The organism is Arthrobacter sp. G.S.26 (genome assembly GCF_050847375.1).
Classification (GTDB): Bacteria; Actinomycetota; Actinomycetes; order Actinomycetales; family Micrococcaceae; genus Arthrobacter.
Genome location: NZ_CP193752.1, coordinates 656,114 through 674,042, shown reverse-complemented (window position 1 = coordinate 674,042; position 17,929 = coordinate 656,114). Strand labels below are relative to the sequence as shown.

At 69.6% G+C, this 17,929-nt stretch carries 14 protein-coding genes; 6 read left to right on the top strand and 8 right to left on the bottom strand.

Going from position 1 to position 17,929, the window contains the following annotated elements; genetic code table 11:
• Window positions 1-90: 90 nt before the first annotated feature.
• The 8 genes from ACRB8A_RS03265 to ACRB8A_RS03230 all read right to left on the bottom strand — a co-directional run bounded on the left by ACRB8A_RS03265 (window position 91) and on the right by ACRB8A_RS03230 (window position 8,331).
• On the bottom strand, window positions 91-1,515 hold the full coding sequence (locus ACRB8A_RS03265; RefSeq protein WP_432245576.1) for a mannitol dehydrogenase family protein: 1,425 nt from the start codon (window positions 1,513-1,515) through the stop codon (window positions 91-93).
• Window positions 1,512-2,936, bottom strand: a complete 1,425-nt coding sequence (gene uxaC / locus ACRB8A_RS03260) for a glucuronate isomerase (RefSeq protein WP_432245575.1) — start codon at window positions 2,934-2,936, stop codon at window positions 1,512-1,514. The genes ACRB8A_RS03265 and uxaC overlap by 4 nt, the downstream gene beginning before the upstream one ends.
• Before the next feature lie 77 nt (window positions 2,937-3,013).
• Window positions 3,014-4,075, bottom strand: coding sequence for a LacI family DNA-binding transcriptional regulator (locus ACRB8A_RS03255; protein WP_056598101.1), 1,062 nt, complete (start codon window positions 4,073-4,075; stop codon window positions 3,014-3,016).
• A gap of 114 nt (window positions 4,076-4,189) precedes the next feature.
• Entirely contained in the window at window positions 4,190-5,662 is a 1,473-nt protein-coding gene (locus ACRB8A_RS03250) for an MFS transporter (protein ID WP_432245574.1), read from the bottom strand.
• Between the two features lie 83 nt (window positions 5,663-5,745).
• A complete protein-coding gene (locus tag ACRB8A_RS03245) occupies window positions 5,746-6,237 on the bottom strand; it encodes a MarR family winged helix-turn-helix transcriptional regulator (RefSeq protein ID WP_050684509.1) in 492 nt (163 codons plus the stop codon).
• Window positions 6,238-6,294: 57 nt separating this feature from the next.
• On the bottom strand, window positions 6,295-6,624 hold the full coding sequence (locus tag ACRB8A_RS03240) for a GYD domain-containing protein (protein ID WP_050684508.1): 330 nt from the start codon (window positions 6,622-6,624) through the stop codon (window positions 6,295-6,297).
• A 143-nt stretch (window positions 6,625-6,767) separates the two neighbouring features.
• Complete coding sequence (locus ACRB8A_RS03235; RefSeq protein ID WP_432245573.1) at window positions 6,768-7,811, bottom strand: DUF6226 family protein; 1,044 nt, start codon at window positions 7,809-7,811, stop codon at window positions 6,768-6,770.
• Between the two features lie 175 nt (window positions 7,812-7,986).
• Entirely contained in the window at window positions 7,987-8,331 is a 345-nt protein-coding gene (locus ACRB8A_RS03230; protein WP_056598103.1) for a hypothetical protein, read from the bottom strand.
• Window positions 8,332-8,494: 163 nt separating this feature from the next.
• Here ACRB8A_RS03230 and ACRB8A_RS03225 point away from each other — a divergent pair, with 163 nt between their 5' ends.
• The 6 genes from ACRB8A_RS03225 to ACRB8A_RS03200 all read left to right on the top strand — a co-directional run bounded on the left by ACRB8A_RS03225 (window position 8,495) and on the right by ACRB8A_RS03200 (window position 17,929).
• Complete coding sequence (locus ACRB8A_RS03225; protein WP_050684505.1) at window positions 8,495-9,568, top strand: NAD(P)H-dependent flavin oxidoreductase; 1,074 nt, start codon at window positions 8,495-8,497, stop codon at window positions 9,566-9,568.
• A gap of 90 nt (window positions 9,569-9,658) precedes the next feature.
• The gene (locus ACRB8A_RS03220; RefSeq protein WP_432245572.1) at window positions 9,659-10,291 is read left to right on the top strand and encodes a hypothetical protein; all 633 of its coding nucleotides are present in this window, start codon (window positions 9,659-9,661) and stop codon (window positions 10,289-10,291) included.
• An 84-nt stretch (window positions 10,292-10,375) separates the two neighbouring features.
• Window positions 10,376-11,110 (top strand): YcnI family copper-binding membrane protein, encoded by a 735-nt coding sequence (locus ACRB8A_RS03215; protein WP_050684503.1) that lies wholly within the window; start codon window positions 10,376-10,378, stop codon window positions 11,108-11,110.
• Between the two features lie 101 nt (window positions 11,111-11,211).
• Window positions 11,212-11,862: a DUF4232 domain-containing protein gene (locus ACRB8A_RS03210; protein ID WP_082178198.1), complete on the top strand. Its 651-nt coding sequence runs from the start codon at window positions 11,212-11,214 to the stop codon at window positions 11,860-11,862.
• Between the two features lie 45 nt (window positions 11,863-11,907).
• Complete coding sequence (locus ACRB8A_RS03205) at window positions 11,908-17,067, top strand: ATP-dependent helicase (protein WP_432245571.1); 5,160 nt, start codon at window positions 11,908-11,910, stop codon at window positions 17,065-17,067.
• Window positions 17,060-17,929: an Fpg/Nei family DNA glycosylase gene (locus tag ACRB8A_RS03200; protein WP_056598108.1), complete on the top strand. Its 870-nt coding sequence runs from the start codon at window positions 17,060-17,062 to the stop codon at window positions 17,927-17,929. The genes ACRB8A_RS03205 and ACRB8A_RS03200 overlap by 8 nt, the downstream gene beginning before the upstream one ends.

The window sequence follows — 17,929 nt, the reverse complement described above, 5'->3', positions numbered from 1 at the left end:
CTTTCAGGCGGACTGGGCAGTTGGGGGTGGTTTCGGGAGTGGATGGGAAGGCCAGCGGAAACCGGGGTGACCGGACGGTTTTGGCACGTGTCAGCCGGGGGCCGGGGATGCGGCCACCCTCCCGGTGAGGCCCCCGATCAGCTCCACAACGGCGGCATCCGCCGCGAGGTCCGCGTCCACCAGTTCAAGCAAGGCGCGGAGCCGTTCGGTTCCAGCCAGGGCATTGGCCGCCTCGACTCCGGCCGCCAATGGATCCTGGGCAGGCGGCAACTGGGCCGTGCATTCCAGCCAGGCAGCAATCATCAGGGCGGCCGCGGCACCGGTCCTGCCGGCCGCCCGCTCGGCGCGCAGGACGGGGACGGCGCGCATCCTGAGCTTGGTGGTCCCGTCCATGGCGATCTGCGCCAGATGGTGGGCGATCCTGGCGTTGCCGAACCGCGCCAGCAAGGCAGCCCGGTAGGCGGGTACGTCCAGGCCTTCGGCGGGCAGGTTGGCCTCCGCTTCATCCCAGAACGCCTCCACGGCGTGCCGGCATGCGGGGTCGGCCAGGGCCTGGGCCACGGTGGCGTGTCCGCGGACCTGGCCGGCATAGGCCAGCAGCGAGTGGGCGCCGTTCAGCAGCCAGAGCTTCCGGTTCTCATAAGGTTCGATGTCTTCGACAAAGAGCGCTCCGGCGTCTTCCCAGCGCGGCCTGCCCGCTGGGAATTCCCCGCTCAGGACCCAGCTGGAGAAGGGTTCGGCCACCACCGGAGAGGAGTCCCGGTAGCCGCAGGCGGATGCCACAGCTTCAAGGTCCGCTGCCGTGGTCCGGGGCGTGATCCGGTCCACGGACGTGCTGACGAAGCTGACTGCGTCACGGATCCACTCCGCCAGCGCCGGCTCCCAGGCACCGGCCATGCCCAGGACGGCGTTGCGGGCCACGGTCCCGTTGTGCGAAAGGTTGTCGCAGCAGACCACTGCCAGGGGTCCCGCCGCCGCTGCCCGGCGGGCGGCGAGGCCAAGGACCAGGCGGCCCAGCGGCGTCACCGGCCGGCCCGTACCGCGCAGGGCCGCGAGGTCCGCGGCCACCTCCGGCGCGGCAGCGTCGAACCCGCCATCGGCGGTGGCCAGGTACCCGGCTTCGGTGATGGTGAGCGTGACCACGGCCGTTGCCCGCGCGGCCAGCAGCGCGGCAAGCCGGTCGACGTCGGCACCGTCCACCGCTTCGATGATGCTGCCAACCACGCTGAACGAGTCACCCGCGTCGGCCCGCTCCACCACGGTGAAGAGGCCGTCCTGGGCTGCCAGCGCGAGGGCTGCGTCCGGACGCCTGCCCGTGAACGCGGCGATTCCCCATTGCGCCGCATCGCCGGCCTGCTGGGTATACCAGGCCTGGTGCGAGCGGTGGAAGGCGCCCAGGCCCAGGTGGACCATCCGTACCGGCGCCTTGGGCGCATTCCGGAGCTCCCGGGTAAGCCGGGGCAGTCCGGCGGCGGACTCTTTGCCTTGGGCTCTGTCCTGCAGGCCGGCGCTCACAGCTTGAAGACCCGGCGCGGCGAGCCGTCTACCAGGTCCACGATGAGCTCGTGGGCCCTGTCCTCGGAGACGCGGTGCTCGGCCACAAGGCGGGCCAGGAAGGACGCCTCGATCCGGCGGGAGGCATCGTGCCGGGCCGGGATGGAGCAGAAGGCCCTGGTGTCGTCGATGAACCCCGAGGACCGGGAGAAGCCGGCGGTTTCGGTGACGGCGGAACGGAACCGCAGCATGGCGTCCGGGGCGTCCAGGAACCACCACGGGGCGCCAAGGTAGACGGCCGGGTAGAAGCCGGCCAAAGGCGCCAGTTCGCGGGAAAAGACTGTCTCGTCCATGGCGAACAGCACCAGGTGGAAGTCCTTGGCGTTGCCGAAGTCCTGCAGGACGGGACGGATGCTTTCGGTGTAGTCGATGGCGAACGGAATGTCGTGCCCGCTGTCCGCCCCGAAAGTGTTGAACGTGGGTTCGTGATGGTTCCGGTAGGAGCCGGGGTGGATGGTCATGACCAGGCCGTCCGCCACTGACATCCGAGCCATCTGGTACATCATGTGCGCTTCGAAGTCCTCGCGGTCCGCGGCGCTGGCCTGGCCGGCCCTGGCGCGGTCAAACAGCCTGGCCGCGTCGGCGGCCTCGAGCTTGAGCGTGCGGGGCGTCCGCACGCCATGGTCTGCGGAGACGGCGCCGTGCTCAATGAAGTACTGCCGCCGGTTTTCCAGCGCGGTGAGGTAGCCCGCGTAGCCCGTGCCGCCGTCGCCCGCTGCTGCAATCAGGCGCTCCACGTTACCGGCCCACTCCGGGTGCGCGATGTTCAGGTACTGGTCCGGCCGGAAGGTCGGCAGGACGCGGCCGTGGAAGGTGGGGTCCCCGGCGATGGCCTTGTGGCTGGCCAGGTCATCCAGGGGGTCATCGGTGGTGGCGAGGACCTCGATGTTGAAGTCCTTGAAGAGCTGGCGGGGCCGGAAGCCGGGTTCCTGGAGCCGGGCGCTGATGGCGTCGAAGCTGGCATCCGGTTCGGTTGCGGAGGGCTCGCTGTGCAGGCCGAACACGCTCTGGAACTGGTTGCGCAGCCAGTAGCCGGACGCGGTCCCTTCGAACAGGGGCCAGGCCTTGCAGAACTCGCGCCATACGGTGCGGGAATCCGGGGCGGCGCCGGGGTTGCCGTGGCTGCCGGCCTGGGGCCGCAGGAGGTTCTGGTCCACGCCCGCGGAGTGGATCAGCCGGGTGACGTAGTGGTCCGGACTGACCAGCAGCACCGCAGGGTCCGGAAACGGCGTGTTGTGTTCAATGACCGCGGCATCAACGTGGCCGTGCGGGGAAATGATGGGCAGGTCCTTGACTCGCTGAAAAAGATCCCTGGCAATCCTGCGGGTTCCGGGATCGGCGGGCAGGAGCCTGTCCGGGTTGACGGCAATCGACTGTGACATAAGTCAATGGTCCAGGTCCGTCAGCCATCTTGTCAACCGGTTGCCAAAAGTTGCCATTGGCTGCTGACCCGCATTTATCAGCCCTGCCGCACGACCCGCCCGCTGGAGCCGCGCAGCACCAGCTCCGTCTCCACGCGGAGGGTGCCGGCGTCCCCGCCCTCGCCGACCAGCAGGTCCAGGAGCCGGGTGGTTGCGGCGGTGCCACACTCCCCCAGCGGCGACCGGACAGTGGTCAGCGGCGGCGTGGTGAAATCGGCACCGAAGATGTCATCGAAGCCCACAATGCTGATCCGGTCCGGTACGGCCATGCCGCCGGCCTGCAGTTCCTGCATCAGGCCGATGGCCAGGAGGTCGTTGTAGGTCATAACGGCGGTTGCCCCGCTGGCCAGGACGTCGCGCGCCACCTGCCGGCCGCCGTCGACCGTTGGCCTGCTGGATTCCAGCCGCACAGGAGTGACCCGCGACCATTCGCAGGCCGCCTGGACTCCTTCCCAGCGGCGCGCCGACATCCAGGACTGGGGCGGGCCCGCCACAAACGCCAGTTTGCGGTGGCCGTTGGCGGCCAGCGACCGGACTGCTTCGCTGATGCCCTTGCCGACGTCCGGGATGACGCAGGGCACGCCGTCGACCTCGCGGTTGATGACCACCACGGGCTTATCTGCTGCCAGTGCGCGAATGTCGTTGTCGTCCATGCGCGGGCTGGCCAGGATCAGGCCGTCGGCGGTGGCCATCATGCGCCGCGCGGCGGTGAGCTCGGTGACGCCGGATTCGGCGGACTCGGCCAGCACCAGGGTGTAGTCCCGCAGCGTCGCGGTGGCCTGGGCGCCGCGGATGATGTCGAAGAAGGTGGGGTTGGTGATATCGGCGACGATCAGGCCGATGGTGTTGGTCCGCCCGGTGGGCAGGGCCCGGGCAAACGGATTGACCTGGTAGCGCAGCTCCGCGGCGGCGTCCTCGATGAGTTTCTGCGTCTTGGCACTGACCCTGCCCGGCTTGCTGAGCGCCCGGGACACCGTGGAGGGGTTCACACCGGCCAACTTGGCGATGTCGTAGATGGTGGCATTCGACTTGCCGTCCCGCCCCGGCCTTTTGGCAGCATCAGGGATCGCGGCGGGGTCCTTGGGGTTGGGTTCAGTCACCGCTTCATCCTAACGACGCCCCTCCCAACTGACTCGCAGTTGTTGTCGTTTTGAGGGTCGAAAACGACAACAACTGCGAGTCAGTTGGGAGGGGGGCAGGATCAGCCCGGCAGCCTACAGGTGGACAGCCGGAGCGTCCGGCGCGGCGCCGCTGAACGTCTTCCGGTTGATGTCGATCAGCACCAGTGCGATGGGGGCGATCAGGATCGCCACGCCTGCAGCCCACCAGAAAACAGCTGCGTATCCGCTGGACAGCGCTGCCAGGGGTGCCCCGCCGGCCGTTGCCGTGGCAGCAGCGGCGATGGTGCTGAACAACGCGATTCCGAGGGAGCCGCCGATCTGCTGTGAGGCGTTGACCAGGGCACTTGCCACGCCGGCGTCGTCCTTGTCCACGCCAAAGAGCGCCAGGTTCTGCATGGGAACAAACACCATCCCCAGGCCGATGCCCAGCAGGATCAGCGCCGGCAGCATAACCACGGCGTAATTGCCGTCAGGAGTCACCTGCGTGAGCCACAGCATGGCGGCCGCCATAAACACCGGGCCCACTGCGGTGGGGATGCGGGCGCCAAGGGTGGGCAGGTTTTTGGCCACGATCGCAGCCGTGATGATGAGGACCACCGTCATGGGCAGCGAGGCCAACCCGGCAATAAACGGCGCGAAGCCCAGCACAATCTGGATGTAGAAGTTGATGAACAGGATGCCGCCGATCAGCACGGCACCGGCCAGGAAGGACGCCAGGAAGGCTGCCGCCCGGTTGCGTTCCGTGGCCACCCGCAACGGAAGCAGGGGGTGGGCCACACGCTTTTCGACGGCGATGAACAGCGCTATCAGCACCACGCCGGCCAGGATAAAGCCCCACGCGCCGGGGGTGGCCCAGCCGTGTTCGGCGTTGGTGAAGCCGTAAACCAGGGCGCCAAGGCCCAGGGCCGCAAGGACCACGCCGGGCCAGTCGTACCGGGGAACGCCGCCTGCCTTGCTTTCCGCAACCCGCTCCCAGACACCCAGCAGGGCGACGACGGCGATGGGCACGTTGACGAGGAAACACCAGCGCCACGAAACGTAGTCCGTCAGGAAGCCGCCCAGCAGCACCCCCACCGCGGCGCCCACGCCGCTGATGGAGCCGAACACCGCGAACGCCGTGCCGCGTTCCCGGCCACCCGGGAAGGACACTGTCAGCAGCGCCAGCGCGGCGGGTGCCAGCAAGGCTGCGAACAATCCCTGCAGGGCCCGGGCGCCGATCAGTTCCCACGGCGCCTGGGCCAGGCCGCCCAGCAGCGACGCCACGGCGAACCCCGTGGCCGCCGTCATAAACGCACGCTTGCGGCCCCAGAAATCCGCGATGCGGCCGCCCAGGAGGAGGAACGCGCCCAGCGCCAGGGCGTAGGCGGTGACCACCCACGCCCGGGTGGAGTCGCTGATGCCCATCTCGGCCTGCAGCCGGGGCAGGGCCAGGTTCACGATGGTGCCATCGAGGACCACCATGAACTGGGCGAGCGCCAGGAAAACCAGCGCCCACCATTCGCCTCTGCCGCCCGGGCTTTCCGCACGCTCCGCCGAAACCGCCGGGGTTGCTGTTTGTGTTGCCACCAAAAATCTCCGCTTCTTCAAAAGTAATACTTACATAAGTATAAGTATCTATCCGGCAGGCACCAAACGGGCCATGTTCAGGCTCAGGCGTCGGGTTCGTGGAGGATGGCGGCAAGCCGTTCCAATGCGGGCAGCGCCGCCGCGAGGCGCGCCAGGTCATCCGCGGTCAGCTTGTCGGTGGCCGTGGCGAGGGCACCGGCCCAGGCTCCTTCAAGCAGGGACTTGATCCGGCGCGACTCGGCGGTGGCGTGGAGTGCCACATAACGCTTGTCCGCCGCGTCCCGGGTGCGGGTGACCAGGCCCAGTGCCACCAGTTCCCGCAGTTGCGCGCTGACGTTGCTTAGTTGCCTGCCGAGCCTGGCTGCCACCTCGGCCACCGTGATCCCGGGATGCCGTTCGATGACGCGGATGACGTCCAGCACCCCGCTGGACAGCGGCAGCACACCCGTCCCCTCGTGGCTTTTCCGGCGCACTTCGAAGGAGATGTCCAGGACGGCCACGGCCAGGGGCCGATGGTTAAAGGGGCTGGCCACCGGAGGCAGTGCAGCTTCGCGGCGGGTCTTGGCAGGATCCATTCCCCAAGCATAGGAGAGCCGGGGGCCGGGCCCCGCGGCCTGTCCGGACGCTGCGGCTTATTCGGCGCCCGGGCTGCGGTAGGCAATTTCGCCGGCAGTCCGGAGGGCGTCCAGGGTTTCCTCGACCGTGAGCAGCACAGTTGTCTCAAACGAGGCCAGGGCCCCGCCGCCGCTGATGGCGAGCGCCACCGCGGCCATGGATACGTTGTCCGGCGCCTCCCACAGGTTGTAGCCGTCGTGGGCGCCGAATCCGTACCAGAATCCGTGCAGCTTTCCCCCCACCGATTCGATGTACTGCTGCGCCGCCTTGCGCCTGTCCTCCGGGTGGCTGATCAGCCTGGCCCAGGTTTCCGGCGTGTAGCTGAATTTTGAGAGATAGAGCGGCATTGACCTGTCCTGTCCGTCGCGGCCAAACTGCGGATAACCCCAGAATGGCACTGCGGGGCGCCGGCAGCAATGCCCGCGTGGCAAGCCCGGTGGGCGGAGGCAACGGAATGTCCCGCCGCCGTCGTCCGCTGCTGCTGCCGCTGCTAGGTAACCATCCGCCCCGCCTTCCGTAACGGCCAAGCGCCCCAGCCGACGGCGACATCCCGCAGCCTGGCCGCAGCTTCACCCAGGCGTCCGCCGTCAATGGGTCCAGGCTCACCGCATCCGCTTTCCGAGCCTGAACCATCGGCCGCGGCAAGAACGTACTCAAGCTGGTGTCGCCTGCCTACGGGGTAGCGTTCGGCGTACCCGCCCGCGGCCACGCCGAGAACGAGCATTTCCAGGCGGTCTGCCGTTGATTCCGACGTTTCGTCGCACGCGTCGCATCCGCAGGCCGGAAACGGGAAATCGTGCAGCACCCCGGCGTGGACGATGACGCCGGGAAAGCCCGTAAAGACGAAGGTGAGGGGCGCGGCCCCGGCGTGGTGCGGGGTAAGCCTGACGGCCCGCCGGACATCCGGGTGGGGCAGCAGGAGGTCCCCGGCCAGGGCCGGATCCTCCCGGACATCGATGGCGTAGGTTCTTTCCAGGTGGCTGATCAAAGCATCGGCAATGGCGTGGAGGCCGGCGAACCGGCCCGGATTGCTGACCACTTCATAGGCTTCCTGCGGCGGACCGCCGCCATCCCAACGCCCGCCGTACCGTCTGGCATCCGCACCGGAAAAGTAACGAACGTCCGGCAGGCTGGGACGGATGTAGACGGGGTGCCCCGAAGCCGGTACCGGCAGGGGCCCCGCGGGCCCGCCAAGGTCCTCCTGGGCCCATCCCCGCAGCTTGGCCGCAAACGCCTGTACCATTTCGTCGCCTGCGCCGCAGAGCCCCTCAACCACAGCCCGGACCACGAACCGCGCCTCATGGTTCCCCACCTCGGCGCCACCTGGGCCGACGGTCCACGATGCATCCGGCCGCAGGCCTGCAATGGTGTTACCTGTAAAAACCGCGGCGGCAGCCAGCCTGTCCGAATTGGCCCTGATGGTTGGCCCGTGCGCCTGGAGGAAGCCGGCGAGCGCAGCGGGATCAGCGGCCAGCTCCGCCGGGACGGCGCCCGCAGCTTCGCAGTACCGGGCGAACACGGCATAGCCGCCCACATGCCTGACCTGACCAGATTGCCCGTCCGTGAGCGGTCCGTACCTGGCCTGACCCAAGGACACGCCCGCGGGCAAGACACCTGGCGGTCCTACGAAAAGGTCTTCCACTCCATCACCTTGGATCCTGTGGTGCGGCATGCCTGGTTGGCCGCCGTCAGGCGTACCATTTTTGTTGCTACAACCGGTCGGTGCGGTCCTCACCCCTGTGCCCGGAACCGCGCAAATTGTCCTGGACCTTGCCGAACAGGTCCTTGATGGTGGACTCGGCGTTGGTGATCACGTCCACCTGCAGGTACACCTCATGGTTGGACGGAAGGTCGTACTCGTCCTTCAGGTGCGTCCCGCCGGCGACCCCGTCCAGGGACAGGTAGACCATGGCTTCGGTGCGCGCGATCCCCGCGATCCGGCCGAACACCACAGTGAATTCATTGGGCTGGAAACTGACCGTCTGGCCGATGTGGCTGCGGTCCAGCTCGCCTGCCGGGACGGCCCGCTCTGACTGCGCTCCGGTGTATTCCATGAACAGCTCCTTACGTCGCAGAAGATTGTCTCCGCAGTCTAACGCCCGGCTGTTCCGGCCGATACTGCCGTTGCCGGGCCCCTTTCCGGAACGGGTTCTTGGGCCCGGGCGCCGGGCCTGAAAGACTGGCCGGGCCAGCATTTCCCGGACCCAGGAGACCGCCATGAACCACCCGCGCACCGGCCAGGCCGGGACCGCCCGCCTTACGGACCTGCTGGAAATCGAGGCCCCCGTGGTCCTGGGACCCTTCGGCGGCGTCTCGTCGGTGGCGCTGACGGCAGCCGTGAGCGACGGCGGCGGGCTGGGTTCGTTCGGGCTGTACGGGTTCGATGCGGCTGCCATCGAAAAGACGGCAGCTGCCCTGCGGGCGGCCACCGCCCGGCCCTTTGCCCTGAACCTCTGGGTCCCCACGGGAACCGAGCCGACGGACCTGCCGGTGGCGGATTTCCAGCGCTATGTTGGGATCCTCAAGCCCTACTTTGACCAACTGGACCTGCCGCTGCCGGACATGCCGGACCGGTACCTACCGGACTATGGCGAGCAGGTGGCGGCAACCCTGGCGGCCCGTCCCGCCGTCGTGAGCTTTGTCTTCGGCGTCCCTGCGCCTGAGGTGGTGGAGGCGGCGCACCGGCTGGGCATCAAGGTCCTGGGGACCGCAACCACCGTGGCCGAAGCCGTGGCGCTGGAGGCCGGCGGCGTGGATGCCGTGGTGGCCAGCGGAATGGAGTCCGGCGGCCACCGGGTGTCCTTTTTGGCGCCGGCCGGCGAATCCCTGGTGGGCACGTTTGCGCTGGTGCCTCAGGTGGCGGACGCCATCCACATTCCGGTGATCGCTGCCGGCGGCATCGCGGACCGCCGCGGGGTGGCCGCCGCCTTCGCGCTGGGCGCCGACGGCGTGCAGGTGGGCACCGCGTTCCTGGCCACCGGGGAATCGGCTGCCGTGCCCGCCTACCGGTCATTGCTGCGCAGTCCTGCCGCCGGGACCACTGTCCTGACCCGGGCCATGAGCGGCCGGCTGGCGCGGGGCCTCCCCAACCGGGTCACGGCCGAACTCGAGGATGCGGCCCTCGTGGCCCCCTTCCCCATCCAGAACTGGCTGACCGGGAAATTCCGGCCCCAGGCTGCTGCTGCGGGCAACACGGACCTGATGTCCTTGTGGGCCGGACAGGCCGCCCCGCTGCTGCGCCACGGCACCGCCGCTGAGGTCCTCGCCGAACTGCTTGCCGGCGCACCCTGATCCGGCACGGCCGCCGCCCATCCGGGGCCAACCATGCCTCGAATCACGGGTAGAATCTAGACCGCCATGCGGGACCGGAAAGGAGGAGCTGTGCCAGCACACCCACACACTCCTTTCCACGTGCTCCGATCCTCGGCAGTGGCAACCGGCATCCTCGCGCTCGCAGCAGGGGCCCACCTTGCCGGTGGCGGCGAGCTTCCCGCGCCGGGCATCATGCTGGCGGTTCTGGCCCTGACCGTACTGGCCAGCACCACCGCCACACGCCTGCGCCTGGGCTTTCCCGCCATGGCCGCGCTGCTGGGCGGCGGGCAGGTGGTGCTCCACGGACTGTTCAACGCCTTCAGCGGCACCGTCACCGCGGCGGCAAACGTTGCGCCCGCTGGGCACCACCACGATCCTGCCGCGGAACTCCAGGCCTATGCCGGCCTGGCCCCGCTGGCCGGGCACCTGCACCAGCCCGGCGCCAGCGGTCCCCTGATGCTTGCCGCCCATGCGTTGGCCACCGTAGGCTGCGCGCTCCTGCTGGCCAGGGGCGAGGCTGCCTTGTGGGCCCTCGCCGGCTGGCTCCGGCCGCTGGCCGGCCTGCCCCGGGCCGCCGCCCTCCACACCGTTCCGTCGGTGCCGGCGGAAAGCCGGCCTGCCCGGCCTGCCCGGCAGCCGTGGCGGAACCTCCGGTGGGACAGCCGGCGCGGCCCGCCTACCGCCGTCGTGCATCCCGCCTGACCGGCGAACCGGACAATCCTTTCCGGCGCCGGGTCCCATACACCCTGCACCCCCTTGTTTGGGGTGCGCCAGAAAGGCAATCCCATGACCAGCACCCTCCTTCGCCGCACCCTCACCACCGCAGCTGCCACGGGCGGCGCAGCCGCGCTCCTGCTCTCCGGAGCCGTCGGCGCCTCCGCCCACGTGGGCGTCACCCCGGACAAAACGTCAGCCAACTCGTACGCGCTCCTGACCTTCGCCGTGCCGCATGGCTGCGAGGAGTCGAACACCACCAAGGTTGCCATCACGCTGCCGCAGGAACTCAACGACGCGCAGCCCACCGTCAACCCCAACTGGACCGTCGAAAAGGTCACCGAGCAGCTGGCCGAACCCCGGAAGCTGGCTGACGGCACCGCCATCACCAAGCGGACCAGCCAGATCGTGTACACCGCCAAGACCCCGCTGGAGCACGAACTCCGGGACACCCTGGTCCTGTCCGTGAAACTGCCGGACCTTGCCGGCACCACGCTGAACTTCCCCACCCTGCAGACCTGTGAAACCGGGCAGACTGACTGGTCCGAAATCGCCAAGGAAGGCCAGGACCCGCATTCCCTCGACGCCCCGGCTCCGTCGATCACCATCACTGACGTCGCCGCCGAGGGCCACGGGGACGGTCACGCCGAAACAGCGGCCACCGAGCAGGTGGCGGCAGTAACGGACAGCGGCGCCGACGCACGGAGCTGGGCCGGCCTGGTGGCGGGCGTCGGCGGCCTGGCCCTCGGCGCGGCGGCACTGGTACGCAGCGGCGCCCGGCGCAAGGCCGCAGCTGACGCGAAATAGCCTGCACAACTGACGCCCGGATCATCACGATCCGGGCATCAGTTGCCTTCCGGGCTGGTGGCTTTGTTGACGCGGGCAACCTCTGGCGTAAAGGTGGTGCGATGAGGTCTCAGCGAATTTCCCAGGCGTTTACCATTACGACGGCGGCCGCTGCGGCTGCCCTGCTGCTCACCGCGTGCGGTGGAGGCGATCCGCAGGCGGAACCCACGACGTCGGCGTCCAACTCCGGTTCAGCAACGTCGGCACCGGCCAGCGCATCGGCGTCGCCCACGCCCAGTGCGCCGGCCACCACGGCCCCCGCCACGTCGGCACCGGCTACCACACCGGCTGCCACCGCCCTCTGCAAGGCGTCGGGGCTCGTTGCGGAAACCGACCCTTCCGGTGGCGGTGCTGCCGGCAGCGTTTACATGAAGCTGAACCTCACCAACACCGGCACCGAGCCTTGCCTGCTCAAGGGTTACGCCGGCGTGTCGCTGACCGCCGATGCTGCCGGCGACCCCATCGGCGCCGCTGCCGCCCGGGACGTCACAACACCCGAAACGGAGGTCCTGCTTGCCCCAGGGGAGACCGGGACGGCGGTGCTGCGCTACGTCCAGGCCGGCAATTTCCCCGACTGCGCCCAGGTGCGGGCCGGCGGCTACCGCGTGTACCCGCCGGAGGACACCGCATCGCTTTTCCTGCCGGACCCCACCAACGCCTGCAGCAACGCCGGCATCAACCTGCTGAGCATCGGCGCTTTCCAACCATCGTAGGCCGCGGTCAGCTGTCCTGTCGGTGGGGTGCGGCATGATGGAGGCATGACGCAGGAACAGCCCGTCGCGGGCGCCAAGGATTCCGGTGCAGCGGCACCCATGGGCCAGTTCAGCCGGCCCACCCGCGACTGGTTCCTGGGTGCCTTCAGCGGCCCCACCCCTGCCCAGGCCGGGGCCTGGAACGCCATTTCCTCCGGCTCGCATGCCTTGGTGGTGGCCCCCACCGGCTCCGGAAAGACGCTGGCGGCCTTCCTCTGGGCCCTGGACCGGCTCCTGACCTCCACCCCCGGGCCCGATGCCGCGGATCCCGTCGCAGGCCAGGACACGCTCCCGGGGGTTGGGGCCGGATCCACGGGCAAGGTCACCGGCCAGGCCGCGGGCAAGGGCAGGCGCCCGCGCGCGCCCAAGCGGAAAACCCGGGTCCTCTACATCTCGCCCCTGAAGGCCCTGGGGGTGGACGTGGAACGGAACCTCCGCGCCCCGCTGATCGGCATCACCCAGACCGCCAAGCGCCTTGACCTGCCGGCGCCCTTGATCACCGTGGGTGTCCGGTCCGGGGACACCACCACCGCGGACCGCAGGTCTTTGCTGACCACTCCGCCCGATATCCTCATCACCACCCCGGAATCCCTGTTCCTGATGCTGACCTCGAAGGCCCGCGAGACCCTGGCGGAGGTGGACACCATCATCATCGATGAGGTCCATGCCGTGGCCGGGACCAAGCGCGGCGCCCACCTCGCCGTCTCGCTCGAACGGCTGGACGCCCTGCTGCCCAAGCCCGCCCAGCGGATCGGGCTCTCAGCCACCGTGGAGCCCAAGGAGCTGGTGGCCCAGTTTCTGGCCGGTTCGGCGCCGGTGGAGATCGTTGCCCCGCCGGCGTCCAAGACCTGGGACCTCACCGTTTCAGTGCCTGTGGAGGACATGTCGGACCTGCAGGGCGCGGCCGGCGCGTTCGACTCCGGCCCGGCCTCAGGGCTCCAGCCCCAGGCTTCCATCTGGCCGCATGTTGAGGAAAAGATCGTGGACCTGGTGCTGGCCAACCAGTCCACCATCGTCTTCGCCAATTCCCGGCGGCTTTCGGAGCGGCTCACGGCCCGGTTGAACGAAATCTACGCGGAGCGCCAGCTGGTTGCGGTGGGCGGCGGCTGGGACGGAACCCCGGCCGCGGAGGGGGACGGCGCACCTGGACCTGACCGCCGTCCGGGCGGGCCGGCGTCGGGCCTTCCCGCCTCAACCCCCGCCCAGATGATGGCGCAGGCCGGCAGTTCCGCCGGCGCGGACCCGGTGCTGGCGCGGGCGCACCACGGATCCGTGTCCAAGGACCAGCGCGCCCTGATCGAGGACGACCTCAAATCGGGACGGCTGCGGTGCGTGGTGGCCACGTCCTCGCTGGAACTGGGCATCGACATGGGCGCCGTAGATTTGGTGGTCCAGGTGGAATCGCCGCCGTCGGTGGCCAGCGGGCTGCAGCGCGTGGGCCGCGCCGGGCACCAGGTGGGCGAAGTCTCCCAGGGTGTCCTGTTCCCGAAACACCGTGCGGACCTGGTGCACACCGCCATCACCGTGGAACGGATGCTGGACGGCAAAATCGAGCGCCTGTACGTGCCGGCCAACCCGCTGGACATCCTGGCCCAGCAGACCGTCGCCGCCGCGGCCCTGGGCAGCATCGATGTGGAGGAGTGGTTTGCCACGGTCCGGCGCTCCGCCCCGTTCGCGTCGCTCCCCCGCTCGGCGTTCGAAGCCACTCTGGACCTGCTGGCCGGCCGGTACCCGTCGGACGAGTTCGCAGAGCTGCGCCCCCGGATCATCTGGGACCGCAACGCGGGGACCATCGAAGGCCGCCCCGGAGCGCAGCGCCTCGCCGTCACCTCCGGCGGCACCATCCCGGACCGCGGCCTGTTCGGCGTGTACATCATCGGCACCGAAACGGAAGGCTCTGCGTCCCCGGCTGCGGACGGAAAGCCCTCCCCCGCGCCCAAGGGCGGCCGGCGGGTGGGCGAACTGGACGAGGAAATGGTCTACGAATCCCGGGTGGGCGATGTGTTCGCGCTCGGCGCCACCAGCTGGAAGATCGAGGACATCACCCACGACCGCGTCCTGGTCTCGCCCGCGTTTGGCCAGCCCGGAAAGCTGCCGTTCTGGAAGGGCGACTCGCTGGGACGGCCAGTGGACCTGGGCCGGGCCCTGGGGGCGTTCGTCCGCGAACTGGCAGCGTCCGATTCCGGTCCCGCCCTGGAACGGTGCAAAGCCAGCGGTTTGGACGACTTCGCCGCCAACAACCTGATCCAGTACATCCGGGAACAAAAACAGGCCACCGAAGTGGTCCCCAGCGACACCACGCTGGTGGTGGAACGGTTCCACGACGAGCTGGGCGACTGGCGGGTGATCCTGCACAGCCCGTTCGGGATGCCGGTGCACGCCCCTTGGGCCCTGGCCGTGGGGCAACGGCTGCACCAGCGGTATGGGCTGGACGGCTCGGCGATGGCCGCTGACGACGGCATTGTGCTCCGGGTTCCCATGATGGAAGACGAACCACCGGGGGCGGAGCTGTTCCTGTTCGATCCGGAGGAACTGGAACAGATTGTCACCGCCGAAGTGGGCGGCAGCGCCCTGTTCGCCTCGCGGTTCCGTGAATGCGCGGCCCGCGCCCTGCTGCTCCCCCGCCAGACCCCCGGGAAACGCCAGCCGCTGTGGCAGCAGCGGCAGCGGTCAGCGCAGCTGCTGGACGTTGCCCGGAAGTACCCTACATTCCCCATCGTGCTGGAGACGGTGCGTGAATGCCTGCAGGATGTCTACGACCTTCCCGCGTTGAAAGACATTGCAGCGTCCGTGGAACGCCGCGAGCTGCGGGTGGTGGAAACCACCACCAGCCAGCCCTCACCGTTCGCCAAGTCCCTCCTGTTCGGCTATGTGGCCCAGTTCCTGTACGAGGGCGACTCACCGCTGGCCGAGCGCCGGGCCGCGGCGCTGGCCCTGGACTCCACACTCCTGAACGAGCTGCTGGGCCGGGTGGAACTGCGCGAACTCCTGGACCCCAAGGTCATCGAGTCCACCGAACGGGAACTGCAGCGGCTGCTGCCGGACCGCCGGGCCCGCGGCCTGGAAGGGACAGCGGACCTGCTCCGGCTGCTGGGACCGCTGACGCCGGACGAGGCCGCGGCGCGCCTCCAGGGCGAACCCGATCCCGAGCAGGACGCCGCCAGTGTGGCATCCGCCGCCGGCCACCTCCAGGCCCTGCAGCGGGCCAACCGCGCCATCAAAGTCAACATCGGCGGGGGGGAGCGGTTTGCCGCGGTGGAGGACGCCGCCAGGCTCCGGGACGCCATCGGGGTGCCGCTGCCCATGGGTGTGCCGCTGGCGTTCATTGAACCCGTGGCCGATCCGCTGGGCGACCTGGTATCCCGGTACGCCCGGACGCACGGGCCGTTCACGTCCGCGGAGGCCGCTGCCCGGCTGGGCCTGGGCGTGGCGGTGGTGGGCACGGCGCTGAAGCGGCTCGCCGCCGATGGCCGTGTGGTGGAGGGTGAGTTCCGCCCGCACGCCGGCGGCGACGCGGCGCAGTCGCCAACTCCCAACGGCAGCGGGCCGGACGAGGCCCTGCTGCCGGCCGGTCCGGACGACGATGACACCGATCCCGCGGACGTCGCAGAGCTGGACGACGATGGGAACGTGGCCGAGGACGCCGATCCGGAGGCGCAGGCTGCCAGGGCGGATGCCGCGGCGCGCGCCCAGGCTGCCGGCCCGGCCGGGGTGGCGGCTCCGCAGCCGGCAACCAGCGAATGGTGTGACGCCGAGGTCCTCCGCAAGCTGCGGCGCCGCTCGCTGGCAGCCCTGCGCGCCGAAGTCGAACCCGTGGACGCCTCCGCCTACGGGCGTTTCCTGCCGGCCTGGCAGCACGTCCGGGTCCCGGGCGGGGGCCGCGGGCAGCCGTCGCTCCGAGGGCTGGACGGCATCATCACCGCCGTGGACCAGCTCTCCGGCGTCCCCATCCCGGCCTCCGCCTGGGAGCCGCTCATCCTGGCCAGCCGGGTGTCCGACTACCGGCCGGCCATGCTCGACGAACTTATGGCCGCCGGTGAAGTCCTGTGGTCCGGTGCCGGCTCGCTCCCCGGCAACGACGGCTGGATCAGCCTGCACCTGGCCGATTCCGCGGAACTGACCCTGAATCCCGCCGTCGACTACGAACCCGGCGACGCCCAGCTGCGGCTCCTGGACCACCTGCGCACCAACGGCGGCGGGTACTTCTTCCGGCAGCTGACGGACATCGCCGGCGGCATGGACGCAGTCCTGGGCGACCAGGATGTGGTGTCCGCCCTGTGGGACCTTGTTTGGGCCGGCCGGATCACGGGCGATACCTTCGCGCCGGTGCGGTCGCTGATCGCGGGCGGCCACACCGCCCACCGGCAAGTGGCTCGGACCCCAAGGGCCCGGGCGCCCCGGCTGAGCAGGCTGGGCCGTTCCGGCAGCGGCCTGATCGGGGCGGCCGGTGGCGGCCGGTACGGCACCTCCGGCGCCGTCGCCACGCCGCCCATGGCTGCCGGGCGCTGGTCCGCGCTGCCCGCTCCCGAACTGGACGCCACCATCCACGCGCGGGCCACCGCGGAGCTTCTGCTGGACCGATACGGCGTGGTGACCCGCGGCTCGGTGATGGCCGAACAGATCCTGGGCGGCTTCGGGCTGATGTATAAGGTACTGGCCCGGCTGGAAGAGGCCGGCCGCTGCCGACGCGGGTATTTCATCGAACACCTCGGCGCGGCCCAGTTCGCCGTGCCGGCCACGGTGGACCGGTTGCGGTCCTTCTCCGAGGACTCCCAGCTGGCCAAACCCGAGCCCGTGGCCCTGGCGCTGGCCGCAACGGACCCCGCCAACCCCTACGGGGCGGCGCTGTCCTGGCCCGGCGTGAACGACGACGCCGGCACCGGTCACCGGCCGGGGCGGAAAGCCGGGGCCCTGGTGGTGCTGGTGGACGGCGCGCTGGTCCTTTATGTCGAGCGGGGTGGCAAGACCCTACTGGTTTTCAGCGCCGATGAAACCGTCCTGGCCGCGGCGGGAGCCGCCCTGGTGGGGGTGGTGACCCGGGGCGCGGTGGACAAACTCATCATGGAGAAGGTCAACGGGCATGGAATCCTGGACACACCCGTCGCTGCCGCGCTCAGTGCCGCTGGCGCCTATTCCACACCGAAGGGGTTGAGGATCCGTGCCTGAGGGTGATTCGGTGTTCCGGGCCACCGCGCAGCTGCATGCCGCCCTGGCAGGCCAGGTCCTCACGGCCTCCGACTTCCGCGTGCCGCGTTTTGCCACGCTCAACGTCACGGGCTGGACGGTCAGCGAGGTAGTGCCGCGCGGAAAACACCTGCTGATCCGGGTGGTCAGCCCGGAGGGGCGGGGACTGACCATCCACTCGCACCTGAAGATGGAAGGCAGTTGGCAGGTCTATCCTCCGGGCGGCCGCTGGCGGAAACCCGGCTTCACGGCCCGCTGCGTCCTGCGGACCGCCTCGGCTGATGCCGTGGGGTTCTCCCTGGGGGTGCTGGATGTGGTCAAAACCGAGGACGAGGACTCGGTGGTGGGGCACCTGGGCCCGGACCTGCTGGGGCCAGGGTGGGATCCGGACGAAGCCGAACGCCGCATCCTCAGCGCGCCGGATGTCCCCATCGGTGTTGCCCTTCTGGACCAGCGGAACCTGGCAGGCATCGGCAACATCTACCGCTGCGAAACTCTGTTCCTGGCCGGCGTGCATCCCACGGTCCGCGCCGGCGACGTGCCTGCCTTGGTCTCCCTGCGGGAAATGATGGCCAGCGCCAAAATCCTGCTGGAGGCCAACCTGGGCCCCGGCCGGCGCGTCACCATCCTCAACGCACGCGGCGTCCCGGTGGGCCGCGCCGCAGGCCGGCCCGGCTACTGGGTGTACCGGCGTGAGCACCAGCCCTGCCTCAAGTGCCGCACCCCCATCGAACACGCTGTCCTGGGCAAACTCAACGGCGACGAGGAACGGGACATCTACTTCTGCCCCAAGTGCCAGCCTGCGCCCGTTGCCGGCCCCGACCCGGGACCGGCAATACCCTGA

Bases quoted from the DNA above. Each gene is read 5' to 3' on its own strand.
- ACRB8A_RS03205 (WP_432245571.1), top strand. From the start codon at position 11,908: ATGACGCAGGAACAGCCCGTCGCGGGCGCCAAGGATTCCGGTGCAGCG.
- ACRB8A_RS03215 (WP_050684503.1), top strand. From the start codon at position 10,376: ATGACCAGCACCCTCCTTCGCCGCACCCTCACCACCGCAGCTGCCACG.
- ACRB8A_RS03230 (WP_056598103.1), bottom strand. From the start codon at position 8,331: ATGGAATACACCGGAGCGCAGTCAGAGCGGGCCGTCCCGGCAGGCGAG.
- uxaC (WP_432245575.1), bottom strand. From the start codon at position 2,936: ATGTCACAGTCGATTGCCGTCAACCCGGACAGGCTCCTGCCCGCCGAT.
- ACRB8A_RS03240 (WP_050684508.1), bottom strand. From the start codon at position 6,624: ATGCCGCTCTATCTCTCAAAATTCAGCTACACGCCGGAAACCTGGGCC.
- ACRB8A_RS03225 (WP_050684505.1), top strand. From the start codon at position 8,495: ATGAACCACCCGCGCACCGGCCAGGCCGGGACCGCCCGCCTTACGGAC.
- ACRB8A_RS03210 (WP_082178198.1), top strand. From the start codon at position 11,212: ATGAGGTCTCAGCGAATTTCCCAGGCGTTTACCATTACGACGGCGGCC.
- ACRB8A_RS03245 (WP_050684509.1), bottom strand. From the start codon at position 6,237: ATGGATCCTGCCAAGACCCGCCGCGAAGCTGCACTGCCTCCGGTGGCC.